Annotated in this window: 13 protein-coding genes; 10 read left to right on the top strand and 3 right to left on the bottom strand. The window is 39.3% G+C overall.

The window, feature by feature from the left end; all coding sequences use genetic code 11:
* The first annotated feature begins 333 nt into the window (after positions 1 to 333).
* The 4 genes from J4E76_RS18160 to J4E76_RS18145 all read left to right on the top strand — a co-directional run bounded on the left by J4E76_RS18160 (position 334) and on the right by J4E76_RS18145 (position 2508).
* The gene (locus J4E76_RS18160) at positions 334 to 1494 is read left to right on the top strand and encodes a DUF4221 family protein (RefSeq protein ID WP_208506212.1); all 1161 of its coding nucleotides are present in this window, start codon (positions 334 to 336) and stop codon (positions 1492 to 1494) included.
* A gap of 129 nt (positions 1495 to 1623) precedes the next feature.
* Positions 1624 to 1989 (top strand): hypothetical protein, encoded by a 366-nt coding sequence (locus tag J4E76_RS18155; RefSeq protein WP_208506211.1) that lies wholly within the window; start codon positions 1624 to 1626, stop codon positions 1987 to 1989.
* A 64-nt stretch (positions 1990 to 2053) separates the two neighbouring features.
* On the top strand, positions 2054 to 2272 hold the full coding sequence (locus J4E76_RS18150; protein ID WP_208506210.1) for a hypothetical protein: 219 nt from the start codon (positions 2054 to 2056) through the stop codon (positions 2270 to 2272).
* Between the two features lie 11 nt (positions 2273 to 2283).
* Positions 2284 to 2508: a hypothetical protein gene (locus tag J4E76_RS18145; protein ID WP_208506209.1), complete on the top strand. Its 225-nt coding sequence runs from the start codon at positions 2284 to 2286 to the stop codon at positions 2506 to 2508.
* A 387-nt stretch (positions 2509 to 2895) separates the two neighbouring features.
* Here J4E76_RS18145 and J4E76_RS18140 read toward each other — a convergent pair whose 3' ends face one another.
* Positions 2896 to 5931 carry an efflux RND transporter permease subunit gene (locus tag J4E76_RS18140; RefSeq protein ID WP_208506208.1) on the bottom strand — a complete coding sequence of 1012 codons (3036 nt, stop codon included), beginning with the start codon at positions 5929 to 5931 and terminating at the stop codon, positions 2896 to 2898.
* 5 nt (positions 5932 to 5936) lie between these two features.
* Positions 5937 to 6995, bottom strand: coding sequence for an efflux RND transporter periplasmic adaptor subunit (locus J4E76_RS18135; protein ID WP_208506207.1), 1059 nt, complete (start codon positions 6993 to 6995; stop codon positions 5937 to 5939).
* Between the two features lie 62 nt (positions 6996 to 7057).
* On the opposite strand from J4E76_RS18135, the gene J4E76_RS18130 reads away from it, so the two are divergent.
* Positions 7058 to 10216: an efflux RND transporter permease subunit gene (locus J4E76_RS18130; RefSeq protein WP_208506206.1), complete on the top strand. Its 3159-nt coding sequence runs from the start codon at positions 7058 to 7060 to the stop codon at positions 10214 to 10216.
* Here J4E76_RS18130 and J4E76_RS18125 read toward each other — a convergent pair.
* A complete protein-coding gene (locus J4E76_RS18125) occupies positions 10185 to 11429 on the bottom strand; it encodes a glycosyltransferase family 2 protein (protein ID WP_208506205.1) in 1245 nt (414 codons plus the stop codon). The two genes, J4E76_RS18130 and J4E76_RS18125, sit on opposite strands and share 32 nt — an antisense overlap.
* Before the next feature lie 116 nt (positions 11430 to 11545).
* Between J4E76_RS18125 and J4E76_RS18120 the strand changes: the two genes are divergently transcribed.
* The 5 genes from J4E76_RS18120 to J4E76_RS18100 all read left to right on the top strand — a co-directional run bounded on the left by J4E76_RS18120 (position 11546) and on the right by J4E76_RS18100 (position 14749).
* Positions 11546 to 12061, top strand: coding sequence for an FKBP-type peptidyl-prolyl cis-trans isomerase (locus J4E76_RS18120; RefSeq protein ID WP_208506204.1), 516 nt, complete (start codon positions 11546 to 11548; stop codon positions 12059 to 12061).
* A 62-nt stretch (positions 12062 to 12123) separates the two neighbouring features.
* Positions 12124 to 12711 carry a tRNA-(ms[2]io[6]A)-hydroxylase gene (locus tag J4E76_RS18115; RefSeq protein ID WP_208506203.1) on the top strand — a complete coding sequence of 196 codons (588 nt, stop codon included), beginning with the start codon at positions 12124 to 12126 and terminating at the stop codon, positions 12709 to 12711.
* Positions 12712 to 12839: 128 nt separating this feature from the next.
* On the top strand, positions 12840 to 13325 hold the full coding sequence (locus J4E76_RS18110; protein ID WP_208506202.1) for an RNA polymerase sigma factor: 486 nt from the start codon (positions 12840 to 12842) through the stop codon (positions 13323 to 13325).
* On the top strand, positions 13303 to 13821 hold the full coding sequence (locus tag J4E76_RS18105; RefSeq protein ID WP_208506201.1) for a hypothetical protein: 519 nt from the start codon (positions 13303 to 13305) through the stop codon (positions 13819 to 13821). The genes J4E76_RS18110 and J4E76_RS18105 overlap by 23 nt, the downstream gene beginning before the upstream one ends.
* Before the next feature lie 49 nt (positions 13822 to 13870).
* The gene (locus tag J4E76_RS18100) at positions 13871 to 14749 is read left to right on the top strand and encodes a DUF4097 family beta strand repeat-containing protein (RefSeq protein ID WP_208506200.1); all 879 of its coding nucleotides are present in this window, start codon (positions 13871 to 13873) and stop codon (positions 14747 to 14749) included.
* Positions 14750 to 14751: the final 2 nt, after the last annotated feature.

The raw sequence follows: 14751 nt of genomic DNA, 5'->3' as shown, positions 1-14751 counted from the left end.
GTCAATGGGTGGGCTACAATAATCAGTTATACCAATGGAGGTAAGATGGCATGATGTCAGAGTGGGCTTTATCATGGTTGTGAATGATAATGACTATTAGTCTTGGTGTGTAATCGAGTCAAAGAAAATACCTCAGAGTAAATTAATATGTTTTAGATTATGTATAGAATATAGTTAAGAGCTTTTTTTTTTAATAAAAGCATTGAAGATTAATTCTATGACAAAATTAGATTAGAATTAGTAAAGAGCATAAAAGAAGTACTAGAAAGTATTTTAATAATTCAAAAAAGTATTTATATTTATCGCAAGAGTTGAAATTATTAACTGTTTACCATGAATAGAGTGAGGTTTTCAATCGCTTGCCTGATTTTTTATGTTATACTCTTTTCAGCTTGTAGGGAGAGAGAGAAAGGGTTTATTGAACCTATATTATTGAGAGAGTCCGGGAAGAAGATGACGGTAAAAACCCAAGTTGTCGAAATTTCGGTCCCTGAAGGTGTTCCAGAGTACTTTCCAATACTTTCTATTCTTGAAGATTCTGAAGGTGCTTTTTATGCTGGGTACCATGAAAGAGTTCATGCAATATCTTTCTTTTCCTTATCGCAGCAAGAATATTTGTCCTCGCTTAGTCTAGAACAAGAAGGACCTAAAGGGATTCGGACGGTCAATGCGATAGATTACTATTCTAGAGATAGTATTTTTATTCTCTCAGATTATTCCATCTACTTATTGAATGCAACGGGTGATCTGTTGAATAAATGGGATTTCAGATATGGAGAAGACCGTTTTTCCAATCGTTACATGTTTGATGGATATGGGAATTCAAGTTTCTCATATGACGACACAGACAAAAGCTTTCTAATGGGCTTATATAGTACCAGTATTTCTGGGACAGCCAGTCCTGAGGAATTTTATGGAACTAGCTTGATTGGGAAATATGAACTTTCTTCTTCAGAAATGAAAGTGCTTCCTTTCACTTTTCCTGATGAGTATCGCGAGTATTACTATGGATATCTAGATCAACCAGTAATCAGTCATATTGGATCTAAGTCATATGCCAGTTTTCCAGCTCTATCAAAGGTTTTTGAATTTGATAGGGATCAGGAAACGGAAAGAATATTTACTATGAGTTCTGAGTATATCGAAGATGAGACGCAAAAAATGGATTTCGACCAAACTGTGCAAGAAGATGCTAAAATGAGGCATGCTATAATGAGTCCCGATTATGGGATTTTATTGCCCTTAGTAGACAGGAAGTTGGTGAGGCTTTTTAGATCTAATTTTCCAAATAACAATTCAGATTTCAGAGATGCCAATAGAAAGAAGCCTGTAAATCTATCGGTTATTGACCTTGAAAATTCTACGTTTTCCGAATGGCAACTTCCCTTCAGTATGGTTAATCACAATTTGGCGTTTTCAATTAAGAGTGAAATCTGGGTTCAGTTTTTTGTTAATGAACAAGGGGTATGCAAGTTTTTTAAAGTTACAATTTAATAAGGAATTAATATGAGAATTATTCGATGGAATATGATTGGATTGTTGTTTTTGACCTTATGTTGGTCATGCGGTTCTAGCGTTGATAACAATAATTTAGATAGTATAAGTCCGGAAGAAATTAATCAGTTGAACAAGGTATATAGTGATTATATAGTGTCAGATGGTTTTGTACCTAAAAACGTTGTGTATTTGATTTTGAGGGAGTGCGGGTGTGTTAAGGAAAACATAGCATTTTTATCAGAAAGGGTTCATGAATTAAATGAATCAACATTTTTTATAATAAAAAATCCAAGTGGACATGATTTATGGACTGAGTTTAAAGGGGTCTTAGACGACTCGGATGCTCATTATTTAATTGACAATGAGGGCCTATTTGAGTCATTAGGATTAGTATATGCCTCAGATAAATACATCCTCTATAAGAACGGAAAGATTGAGTTTATAGACATTTTCGGGAAGGCCAGTTATGATGATTTTTTGAAAAGAATATAAAAGGTATAGCATTGGGGATTCCGAAAACCCATGAATAGAGTAGGGATAAATAAATCGTTTTATTATGAATAAAAATATGAAAATGCTTTCTGCAGCCATGTTGTTGAGCGTAGGAGCATTGATGCTTAGTCCAAATCAGGTGAAGGCATATGAGTTTGGTGACCGTTACAAAATTGAGAAGTGTACCACAGATGAAGGCAAAATGGGTGGAAAATGTGGAGCGACAGATCCTTCAGGTCCCTGTGATGAACAGACAGTATGTGAAACCCCAACAATTGAGTAAATGTGAATATCATGAAAAGAAAAATAAAAATTAGATTTATGTCCATGCTAATGCTTTGTGCATTTGGACTGTTGTTATTTAGTCCTTTTGAAGCTCAGGCTTTTGAGGGTGATAGATATAAGATTCGTTTTTGCGTTGACAATGAGGGCGGTATTGGTTTTACCTGTAATAAGGTAGATCCTAATGGACCGTGTGTCGAAAGCCAGGACTGCGTAATAGATCCTGAGATTGAGTAAGTAATGGCTCGGTTCACATCGTTGAATTTGAGCTGTCTGTAGGGCTCGCAATAGATAAATTGAACTATAAAGTTGAAATTTTGTAGGTGCACCCTTTGAACAGTTTCTGTATATACGGCTTCAAATTTGAAGTATTTTAAACCTCAGCTCAAAAGCTGAGGTTTTCTTGTCTGTGATTTGATTGAGGTTAAGTTTTGCCTGTACTTTAAAATACTTTCTATTCCTTCCGAATTCAATTCTTCATTTTGATATTTACATTGTGGTTATCAGAGATGAGTAAATATGGTTTGAAGAAACTGTTCATTCTGGACCTTACGCTATGACAAATTCGAAGTTTTTCATTTTTGCTATTTGCGTAAAGGAGGTGACATCCATTACTCACACCATTCATTTTTTGCTACTCACAAACCAATACGCCAGCGGCACAAAGTATAGTGCTGTGAAAGTACCAATCGTTAAGCCCCCAATTACTGAGAATACTAGTGGTCTTTGCAGGTCAGCACCAATACCTGAAGAAAAGATCACAGGTAATAAGGCTAGAATGGTAGTGATGGAAGTCATCAGAATTGGCTTGAGTCTGATCTGACCTGTTTTTGCAATTGCTACTGATAGAATTTCTTTAGAAGAACTCTTTTGGTTAGGGACTACTCTGAGTCGGTTGATGGTATCGATTTTCAGAATTGCATCATTCACCATGATGCCCAGCATAACGATAATGCCAATGGCAGACATTACGTTTAATGTAACACCAGCAAGCTGAAGCACCAGCAAAGCCCCTAGAATACCAAGTGGGAGCGTAAAGATGACAATCAGAGGTTGCACCAATGACTCAAACTGAGCTGCCAAAATAAAATAGAGCAGCGCCACAGAGATAACAAGAATAAAAATCAACTGGCGAAGGTTCTCCTGATCTTCAAAAAAGGTGCCGCTAAAGTCAACTACTAAGCCATATTTGGCTGCGACTTTTGGCAGTTCATTGGTGAGTTTTTCTATGTCGTTATCAGATAATGACTCCCATTCCAAAGATTGATAAGGCCCAGTTCTATCTGCGGTGATGTTCTTTTCAACCTTGATAAACTCAACCTTGATGAATTGAGAAAGAGGATATTGTTGTCTTTCCCTACCAGTGACATAAACATCTCTTAGTTGCTGTTGTAGGTCTCCTTTTGACCTTTGAATCTTAATTGGAATAACTTCTCCAAAACGCCTGATCTCCGTTACTAAAAAGCCATCCAATGCATTGGCTAGTGCGCTTTTGAAGGTGCCCTCAGGAATACCATAAAATGCCAGGGCCTCATTGTCAATTGTAGCTTCAAGAGACTCTTCAAAAAGAAAGCCTTTACCCCCTTGGGCTGGAGTGTTAGTGAGTTCTAGAACGTCTTGCTGTAATGACGATAGATCATCTTCACTCATCAGCTCACCTTGACCTAGGTTCTTCCATTTAGCAACAAAATATTGTCCTTGAGATTTAAATATTTGGTCAAAAGCATTGGGGGCATCTTCGATTTCTGTTGAAGCATTGGGGTGCCTTTGCAGGAAGAAATTGGAGATCCATTGCTCGGTCTCGACTTTCTCTTCGCGTGTGCTGAATTTCAAATAGACTTGAGCATTCTCGACTCTGCCATCTTCGACAGCCAATAGAAACTGACTGATACCAATATCAGATTCCGTAATAGCCTCTACCTCTAGGGCATCAATCAAATCACCGACTCTGGTTTTATTGACTTCAGCATCGATCGGTTCATTCCAATTGATAGTTAGAAGGGTTTCCGTTTTTTCAATATCTGGAAGGCCCGTTTTTTCAAACCCGATTAGGATAAAATAGGTAAGCGGTATCAAGCCGATCAAAAGGATAAAGCTTATGACTTTGAATTTCCAGATCAGATTGTAAAAGGCTTTATAAACCTTTAATATAAGCCTGAAGAATAAGCTGTCTTCTTTGACTTGTCCTTTAGATTTTTGAAAGAATATGCGATAGAGCAGGGGTAACAAGATGAACGCAACCATTAAGGAAGTGCCCAGGATTATTGCAACAGAAACTGCTTGGTCATAGAAGAGCGCCCCAGACAGACCATTTAAGAAAACGAGAGGAACAAAAACCGCCAAAGTGGTTAATACCGAACTGATCAGTGGTGCCATTACTTCATTCACTCCACTTATGCAGGCTTCGATGATGTCAAGCCCGTCCTTTCGTTTTCGAGTAATGTTATCGATGACAATGATTGCATTGTCGATAAGCATTCCTAGTCCAAGTGCAAGTCCACTTAAGGAGATAATATTTATCGTCAGTCCTACTGCTCTAAAAAGCAGGAAGCTAATCACCAAGGAGACTGGAAGGGTAATCCCCATAATGATTGGCATTTTGAAATTGCCCATGAACAGAAAGAGCACTCCAAATGCGAAAATGCCACCATAGATCAAGCTGGTAGTCAAATTGTCAATGCCGGCATTGAGTAAGGTGGATTGGTCTTGGGTCAGTTCGAAATCGACATCAGGATAATCAGTTTTGAATATTTCAATTGCTTCGTAGACCAAAGGAACGAGCTCAGTCATCTTAGCGCTATTCTGCTTGTGAACAGTAATGACCAGTCCTTCTTGTTGGCCAAAAAGGTGGTAACTCAGAACTTTTTCTGTCTCGAACTTGACATCGGCTAATTGTTCAAGGCTCACCACTTCTCCATTTGGAGTAGATAACGGTAGCTTTTTAATTTCTTCAATGTCATCCAGTCGATTGGCCATTCGAACAAAGTATCGGTACTGGCCATCTTTAATCGAAAGTTGACCAAGCTCTCTGTTGGCGCTATTGAGCACGCTTTCGATTTGGGACTCAGATATGTTCAGTGCAGAAAGCTGTGCAGCGTTGGGTTCTATCGAGATGAATTGCTCGCGATAGCCATTAATATCTACAATGGATACGCCTTCAATCTGTTCGATTCGCTTTTTTAAAACCCGTTCGGAGAGTTGTGATAAAGCGACTAGATCAGAATCATTCTTGGGCAAAACCTGTATCCTAATGATCGGGATGTCGGATGTATTGATCCGAATAATTCTTGGTCGATCCATATCACGAGGGAGAGATTCCTGAAGACGATCGACTTTTTCATTGATTTCTATATAGGCCAAATCCATTCGAGTACCATAGTCGAATTGAAGCTTAATCAATCCTGTTTCGCTGCTAGCTGTACTTTCAATGGATTTTAGGTTATTCAGTGAGTTTAACTCGCTCCGAATGGACTTTAGAATACTGTTTTCAATAATCTGTGCCGGATTGTTTGGGTAGTCGACTTTGATAACTACCGAGGGTACTTCAATGCTTGGTAGTAGTGAAACAGGAAGATTCCTAATGGCGAGTACACTAAAAAATAGTATACCTATAAAGGACAAAAAGACGGCAATGGGTCTTTGGATCAGGAATCTTACCATCAGCCTTAGTTGTTATTGCCAATTTCAGTGGCTATGGAAACTTGAGCATCATGCGCCAACTGAAGGTTTTCAGAAACGATGACCTGATCACCATCATTAAGACCGCTTAGAATTTCAATGTCAACTCCGTTGTCTAAACCCACTTCCACATACTTCCACTTGGCAAATCCATTTTCATAAGTAAATACGACCTGCCTTCGAGATTTGATAACCAAGGCCTCTCTAGGTACTATGATGTTTTTCGCCTGGGGAACCCGAATAATTGCATTGGCATTCATTCCGGGTAATAAACCTTGTGTTTCTCTAAGCTTGAGTTTCAGTTCTATCATGCCATTCTCATCGACCTTTGGATTGACTTCTTTTAGGTAGGCCTCAAATGATTGATTTTTGAAGGCTAATGGATAGATGTCTGCGATCAAACCTAATTTTAAATGCTTGTAGTCTGATTCGAGGATTTTGGCCGTTAGTTCAAGGTTTTTGTCATCGTAGACTACGCAGAGTTCTTTTCCTGCGCTGATTACATCTCCCTTCTTTTCTTTCATTTCGGCCACAATTCCATCAATTGGAGACTTTATAATGGTGTTGTCTAGGTTGATCTGTGCTTCACGAAGATTAATTTCCGCATCTCTAAGGCCAGCTTTTAAAGTCATAGTATTGACCACCACATCGTTCATATTGCTCAACCGACCCAAAGAGTCATCTCTAAACGTGATATAGGCTTTTTCATAAGCGACTTGAGCTTTTTCTTTGGCAAACTCCTGTTGGGTGTTTTCAAGTTCTCCAATCACTTGCCCTTTACTTACTCGGTCTCCATTCTTAATACTGAGCCTTTCCAAATAGCCAGAGCTCTGGAATGAGATTTTTAGCTCGTTTTCAGAGCTGATTGTTCCCGATGAGTTGATTAGGAACTCAAAAGGACGATAAGTGGCGGTTGCTATGGCGACAGATGTTGGTTGAATATCCTTTCTTAAAGATTCAACATCTGGTTCTTCGAACTCAGTCTTTTGAGTCTTACATCCACAAATAGAAATGACAAGAAAACCTAAGAGTAGTTTTTTAAACATATTGGTTAAAAATAGTGCTAAACCAATGAAATAAAAACCAATTTTTTCGGTAAAATTACCTGATGCCTTTTATTAATCGGCCTTTCAGAGTTATTGTTGCTTTTTTGGTTTTGGCCATTATAGGAATTGCCTTGATTCCTAGACTGAGTGTTAATTTTACACCGACTTACGTCAAACCAGCAATTACAATTACTTACAGCCTCCCTAACTCCTCCCCGGATATTGTGGAGCGGCTTGCTACCTCACCTTTGGAAAATGCGCTTTCGCAGCTTGAAGGGACCAATAAGGTGACGAGCGTGTCTAAATATAATGGAGGGTCAATAGAAATATCCTTCGATAAGGGCGTTGATGTTGACTTTAGAAAATTTGAGGTAAGCACCATCATCAGGAATATTTACAGGAAGCTTCCCGAAAACATGTCCTATCCTCGTATTGAACAGCGGGGTGGTGAGAATCAGAACGAGGCTGAACGAGCCATACTTTCCTATTCTATCAACGGGCCATACGCTTCTTATAAGTTGCAGCAGGATGTAGAAGAGTTTGTGAAGAAGCCACTTTCACAGCTCAGAGATTTGAAACAGGTGGATGTGACGGATGGCAATTCTTTGCAAATCACGATTGACTTTGATGTGCCTACCTTGATTCGGTATAACCTGACCAAAGCTCAGATTACTACTGCACTTAATTCAATGAATGATGCTGTTTATGCAGGGATGGCAGCAATGTCTAATGGGCAGCAATACTTCTTGAAAACCTCTGGTCAAATTCCAGATATGCAGGCATTAGAGAGCATTGATATAGCAATTATCGAGGGCAAGGCAATCGCATTGAAGGATGTTGCTCGCTTGTATTTAGAGGAACAAAAGCCAAACTCCTACAGACGAATAAATGGCCGAAATGCTGTTTATCTGAGTATATATGCTAGAGAAGGGGTAAATAAAGTTTTGCTGGCGGCAGAAGTTAAGGAGACGATCAATCAATTGGAGGATGGTTTACCTGAAGGGGTTGAAATTATTTTAGAAAACGATGATACTGAGTTTTTGGCCAAGGAGATGAACAAAATCTATATAAGGACAGGCCTTTCAGTACTCATTCTGGTTGTCTTCATCTTTTTGATTAACCGAAACCCCAAATACCTCTTCACTCTCTTTTTAGGAATCATTGTCAACTTGTGTCTGACTGTCATTATTGTTTACGCATTGAAAGTGGAGCTGCACATGTACTCCATTGCTGGTGTTACCATTTCCTTTGGTCTGATTGTGGACAATGCTATAGTGATGTTAGACCACATGCACCGAAAAAAGAATGCTAAGATTTTCCTGGCTCTTTTAGCCGCATCGTTGACTACTATTATGGCCCTTTTACTCGTATTGTTACTGCCAGAAGATGAACGAAGAGATTTGACCGATTTCTCAATAGTAGTGGCGATCAATCTTGGTGTCTCATTACTCATCGCTTTATTCTTTACTCCTTCACTTTACACCCTTCTTTTCAAAGAACGACTCTCCATGGGCCGTATTCAGACTTATCATAGACTTCGAAGAAAGGTAAGGTGGTTTAAGGCTTATATGAAATCAATTGCTTTTGTGGTAAAATACAGGAAAGCATTCATTGTCATTGTAGTCTTGGGTTTTGGCTTACCTGTGTTTAAGCTACCGGTACAATGGGAAGGTCAAGAGTGGTATAATAAAACGATTGGAAGCGACAAGTATCAAGATGAGATTAGACCTGTCACCGACAAAGTATTAGGTGGTGCACTACGTAAGTTCGTCAACGAAGTATATGCCGGTTTTAGATATGGTTCTCCTCAGCAAACCAGACTCAACGTCAGTGCCAGACTGCCTTTCGGTACTACCTTGGACGATGCCAACTTTGTAATCTCAAAAGTAGAGGAGTATCTAGTCGGAATTGAGGGGGTTGATAAATTCATTACCAACGTTTCTCGAGGTTATGCGACTACCCAAATCACTTTTACCGATGCATATGAAACCTCGGCCTTACCTTATCAATTAAAGGGAAGACTCCAGGCGCGATCTATCGATCTCACAGGTGTAGCGTGGTCCATTACAGGTGTGGGACAAGGTTTTAGTGCCGGAGGAGAGCGGGGTGAAACACCGAGTATGCGTGTTAAAATGAAAGGATACAATTTCGATGAACTCGAAAGACAGGCGGAATTGATGGCTGATAAACTCGAAGAACATATTCGAGTCAATGAGGTCAATACTAACGCACAGGTCAGCTGGCGTAGCCAAAATACCAGTGAGTATGTCCTTGATTTTGATATCGATCGCTTGGCAACGGCTGGCATCAATAGAGGAGATATTTTAAGAATGTTATCTGACTTAACAGAGCCTATGCCTGGTAATTCTTCGGCAGCCGCCAATTATAACAATGAAAGATTGCCAGTTTATATCAAGGCTAGTAATGCCGAAGCCTTTTCAAAATATGACTTGACCGAGCAGTCTCTTCCATTGGACACAGGACGGTTTATTAAAATAAAAGACTACGCTTCCTTGTCTTTTGAGCGAACAGCAAATGAAATTCACAAAGAAGACAGACAGTATTTAAGAGCACTCACCTATGATTATAATGGTTCTTTCAAGTTTGCTCAAAGGCATCGAGATGAAAAGATTAAAGAAATGAATGCTGAAATTCCCGTGGGTTATGTCGTTGAAACGCAGGATAACTACTTCAGTTTTCAGAGAGAAAAAAGACAATATGGGATTTTATTAGTACTGATCGTTGGTATCTTCTTCATTTGCTCCATTCTTTTCGAAAACCTAAAGCAGCCGTTTAACATCATCGTAACTATTCCTATTTCCTTTATTGGCCTGTTTTTGATTTTTAGCCTCTTTGATTTTCCTATGGACAATGGCGGTTATGCTGCCTTTATATTGCTAGGTGGTTTGGTTGTCAATGCCTCAATTTTTATCGTTAATGATTTCAATAATTCGAGATTAAAGAATGAGAATAGGGCTATTCTGAAAGCGGTTGTGGGAAAGGCCCAGCCTATACTTCTCACAATTCTCTCCACTTGTTTTGGCCTGATTCCGTTCTTACTTGAAGGTGAAAATGAAGTCTTTTGGTTTTCACTGGCCATCGGTACGATAGGGGGGCTTATCTTCTCTATAATTGCAGTGTTTGTTTGTCTCCCAGTTTTTCTTTCAAGGAAGAAATCAAAGTCTTCGGTTAGTGAAGAGCTTGTTCCCGAAATTGCGTAAGAAGCATAATTTCATTGTCCAAGTCTAATTTCAATAACCTATTAGCAGCAAAGACGATCGGAATATTCTCATAATAACTATCCCTCACAAAGTGAACGAACTTCATACACAGAAAGCCGTCAAACCAGATGAAGAACTGTTTTCTAAACTGTCCTATATCCTTGCAGTTTGATTTGATCAACTCAATCTTGGCTTCAAATTCATGTGTTTGCACAAAGGCCCTCGGAATTGAGGGGAGTTGCTTTATTACAGTCATGACTGCACTTTCAAAAAACTGATCTACTGAATCGATCAAAGTCTTGAGTTCATCAAATACTTTGGGATCATAGGTGAGATAATCTTCAGATGCTTGGTCAAGCCAATCTTGTTGAGCTTTACCTGTACCAAAAGGTACGCGATCAGAGGTTCTACATGAGGGATAAACAGATGCTCCCATTACCTCGACAAATTTTTCATGAGGTATAATTTTATGTAAAAAGTAAAAGTCTTCTCCCGCCTTACGTTTGTTCATGCCACCATGCTTGGCGTAAGTAGATGCTTTTACTAGCATACATGAACCAATAGTTTGGATAGCGAAAGGATAACCCGAAAACTTCAGTCCTTCTACATAGTAGTATAAAAAGAGCTCATAATTGATGATCCCTTTTCTGAGCTTATCATTGCTTTCATGCTCGAATTGGTGTTCGAAATGAACTTCGCCCAGCCCTGCATTAGAATTAGTGAACTGCTTTTCTATTTCACTTAAATAATTTTTTGATACCCTACAGTCAGCATCTAGGCATACTATGGTTCCATTGACACCGATAGAGTCGAATCGTCTCAGAGCTTCATCCATTCCTATCTTTCTGGCTAGCCCAACCCCCGCCTGCTTTTTCGGCATGTCCAGCGCTTTAATGATTTGGAATGTAATGTCATCTCTATTAACAGACTTGTTCCATTCTGTAAATGCTTTGATGGTATTACGGTTCTGTTGGACCACTTCATGATTTTGACAGTCAACACTTTGGTTGACAATAGTGATTACCTCTACTGGGAAACTTGGTCGATCGCTATCTAGTAAGGATCGAAGCGTTCCTATCAAATCGGACTCATTATGACAGGGAATCACAATGATCATTTGACAAAGTGAGGACAATGGCTCCAGAATGATTGGTGCTCTAACTGCAAACCTTTTGAAGTAATTGTCGATATGGACCTTGTTCGGAGTACTCATTTATGTCCAACCAAATTGACTTTTTTTAACAGTTCCATTTACAAAGTTTAACGCTATACCATTGATGATCAAAAACGAGATTAGCGTACTTCAATTCGTAATCAAAACAAAACGCAATGAAAAAACTACTGTTAATCGCTAGCCTGGTTCTAATATACTCTTGCAATAATGATGATGCCGAACCTTATGATCCAATTGTACAGTTACAAACGGACCTGAATTTAATAGATGCACACTTAGCTAATAATGGTCAAGCAGTGGTTATTCACCCTAGTGGAATTAGATATACCATTGACAACCCGGGACAGGGAGACTTTCCGGTAGCAGAAGATTCTGTAGCTACCCAATATGATATTTACACGCTAGAAGGCCGACTTATAGATACGACAAATGAAGATCTCGCTCGAGCCAATGGCATCTACACACCTGGTAAAACTTACGATCGCTTTGAATTTCTACTCGGAGGTGGTTACATAATTGACGGCTATGAAATAGCAACTAGACTTTTAAATACAAATGCCGAAGGCACATTCTATGTTCCGTCCACACTAGCCTATAGAAACACCCCTGGTTTTGGTTTGGAAAGTAATGCGATACTCAGGATAAGACTTAAAGTGCTAGAAATATTCTGATTTCAATTACATTTATTCTTCCGAGTTGGGCTTTATATACCTCGGAGCAATCCTATAATTGAATGAAGTATTCTGTTGAAGTATTAAGCGCATCATCACAAGCGTGGGTTGATGCAGTAATGAATGATTTCCCTTCCTTTTTGCAAGACCACGCTGATTGTGAGCGGAAGGCCTCGGCAATGGCTATGAGTCTTATTGCCAAATACCCCGATAGAGACTTCATCATTCCTGATCTCATCGATACAGCTTTGGAAGAGTTAGAACACTTTCAGCAAGTTTATGAGGTGATGAAACAGAAGAATGTGCCATTACCTGCTAAAATGGAGCCTGACATATACATACATCAATTGATGGAAGAAGCTAAGGGAGGCTCTTCTGATTCTCGTTTCTTAATACGACTTCTGTTGGGTTCAGTAATTGAATGTCGCGGTTGCGAACGGTTTAAGTTGGTTGCAGATAATATCGAAGATCCTGTCTTAAAAAAGTTTTACAAAGAGCTCTGGATATCAGAAGCTAAGCACGGCAATATCTACGTTAAACTTGCACTGAACTACTTTGATGAAGATCTAGTCTACACTAAGCTCGAAGACCTTATGCAGAAAGAAGCTAAGATTTTGGCTGGTTTAAAGATTAGGCCTGCTTTGCACTGATTTTCCAAAAATCCCAATTTCCTTTCCAACCTTTTACTCGCTATAATACACTTGCTATTAGAAAGCATAGTTGAGTGACACCTGTTGAAGAAAAACGTCTTATAAAAAAGTGCATCCGGAATGATCGGATGGGGCAACGCGTACTTTATGAGCAATACAAAGTAGCAATGTTCTCTACAGCGTATAGGATCACAAACGATGTCGATGTTGCACATGACGTGCTTCAAGAAGCCTTCGTCAAGGTATTCATCAACTTATCGAAATACAAGGGTAATGGCTCTCTGGCAGGATGGATTAAGACAATTGTCGTTCGTTCTGCGCTTAAGGAGCTTAGAGGGTTGCACCTTCATTTAGAGGTGGACGAGAACATCGAGGATCCGGTGCAGTTTGATGATACACTCACTGGTGAAATGCTTGCCAAGATGATGGCTTCGTTGCCTGATAAGTGTAGGGCAGTCTTTTGTCTTATCGAGGTAGAAGGATATTCACAAAAGGAAGTTTCGGAGATGATCAACGTTCAAATTGGTACTGTGAAATCTCAGCTGCACTATGCGAAAAAATTATTGAAAAGGAGTCTTTATAACAGTGGTTATGGATTACACAACAAAGGATAAGAACCTAAAGAAGTCAGTGGAAGACTTACCAGTTTTATCTCCCAGAGAAGGTACTTGGGAAAGCATAGAAATGGAGTTGAAGGGCATGGAGGTCCCTACAAAAAGGGTGTTGCCATATAGAGCTGTTGCTGCCGTGATATTGATGGTTTTGGTCTCTGCTTATGGCCTTTGGAGGTATGGGGATTCGACTGATGCAAATATTCAATTTTCGGAAGAGTTGGGTGTTTTCGAAGGTTTCTTGCCTGAAGACTTAATAGAAGATGTAGCGTTTGACGAGTTTTTGGCAGAGGAGTGCGCAGACACAAAGGCAGTTTGTGAGGATGAAAGTCTTCATCAATTGCTTGATCAACTACAGGCATTACGGTCAGAGGCCATGGAGATGGTTGAGTTAATTAATGACACAGGGTATGACCAATACCTTATAAAGGCAAAGAGTCGTTTGGAGCGTGAAAATGCTCAGGTGAAAAGAGAAATTATGGCATTGTTAAGAGGGTGAAATGAGAGTTCGAAATATATCTTTTCTATTTGTGTTAACAACTTTTTTGATGCTTTTGACCCTTTCAGAAGGACTGGCCCAAAAGATGGTGAAAGTAGTGACCAAGACCATTTCACAGCGCTTAGAAACTCCACTTGACTCTGGTATTCTGGTTCAAGGCAAAAAAGCAGAAGTGCAAGTGATGGGCTGGGCCGAAAGCTTTATCAAGGTTGAGATGGATTTGGTGGCGAAGCATTCCAAGCTTGAAATAGCAAGGGAAGAGCTTGAATACATTCAGTACAAGATTTCAAAAAAGGATGAACGTTATATCATTGAGAATTCTTTCTTTTCAAACCGTACTAGATCAAGAATTAAAAGTAGTCTGAGTGTAGTATATAGGATTTTTGTACCCATTAATACCAAAGTGGTGATCAATAACCAGTATGGTACTGTCAGTGCGGCAAATCTGTTCAATAGCATACTTTTCGATGTTAAATTCTGCGATGTAAATTTTGAAAGACTCTTTGGGGAAATAATTGCAAAGGGTGAATACAGTGAGTTCAGAGGTAAAAATTTTGATGCATTACTAAGTGTCAATGTGAAGAGGAGTGATATCGAGTTCAAAGAGTTTGCCGGGCAGGCAGATATTAAGAACAACTATGGGGATATTCAACTTCATCCATCACCTATGCTCAAGTCATTGGGAGTAGAGTCAAGACATGGCAAAGTAGACGTATTTGTCAACTCGCTCAATGCCTTCAACTACGATGTAAGAGTTAACTCTTCTTATATCAACTTGCCGAATACCGAATCTAATTTTGTCAAGTCGAATGAGAGCAAAAGTGAATTTCACTTCCAAAAACGAAATGGATTAAATAAGGCAAATATCAACATCACCAATTTGCTATATCCTGTATCCATAATGGCCTTTAACCAAAGCAATAATTAGAA

The sequence above is a fragment of the Roseivirga sp. E12 genome, from assembly GCF_017592825.1.
Classification (GTDB): domain Bacteria; phylum Bacteroidota; class Bacteroidia; order Cytophagales; family Cyclobacteriaceae; genus Roseivirga.
This window is presented reverse-complemented; position numbering and strand designations above follow the sequence as displayed.

Coding starts and splice junctions, on each gene's coding strand:
- J4E76_RS18130 (WP_208506206.1), top strand. CDS start 7,058: ATGCCTTTTATTAATCGGCCTTTCAGAGTTATTGTTGCTTTTTTGGTT.
- J4E76_RS18150 (WP_208506210.1), top strand. CDS start 2,054: ATGAATAAAAATATGAAAATGCTTTCTGCAGCCATGTTGTTGAGCGTA.
- J4E76_RS18100 (WP_208506200.1), top strand. CDS start 13,871: ATGCTTTTGACCCTTTCAGAAGGACTGGCCCAAAAGATGGTGAAAGTA.
- J4E76_RS18145 (WP_208506209.1), top strand. CDS start 2,284: ATGAAAAGAAAAATAAAAATTAGATTTATGTCCATGCTAATGCTTTGT.
- J4E76_RS18110 (WP_208506202.1), top strand. CDS start 12,840: ATGGGGCAACGCGTACTTTATGAGCAATACAAAGTAGCAATGTTCTCT.
- J4E76_RS18135 (WP_208506207.1), bottom strand. CDS start 6,995: ATGTTTAAAAAACTACTCTTAGGTTTTCTTGTCATTTCTATTTGTGGA.
- J4E76_RS18140 (WP_208506208.1), bottom strand. CDS start 5,931: ATGGTAAGATTCCTGATCCAAAGACCCATTGCCGTCTTTTTGTCCTTT.
- J4E76_RS18105 (WP_208506201.1), top strand. CDS start 13,303: ATGGATTACACAACAAAGGATAAGAACCTAAAGAAGTCAGTGGAAGAC.
- J4E76_RS18115 (WP_208506203.1), top strand. CDS start 12,124: ATGAAGTATTCTGTTGAAGTATTAAGCGCATCATCACAAGCGTGGGTT.
- J4E76_RS18160 (WP_208506212.1), top strand. CDS start 334: ATGAATAGAGTGAGGTTTTCAATCGCTTGCCTGATTTTTTATGTTATA.
- J4E76_RS18120 (WP_208506204.1), top strand. CDS start 11,546: ATGAAAAAACTACTGTTAATCGCTAGCCTGGTTCTAATATACTCTTGC.
- J4E76_RS18125 (WP_208506205.1), bottom strand. CDS start 11,429: ATGAGTACTCCGAACAAGGTCCATATCGACAATTACTTCAAAAGGTTT.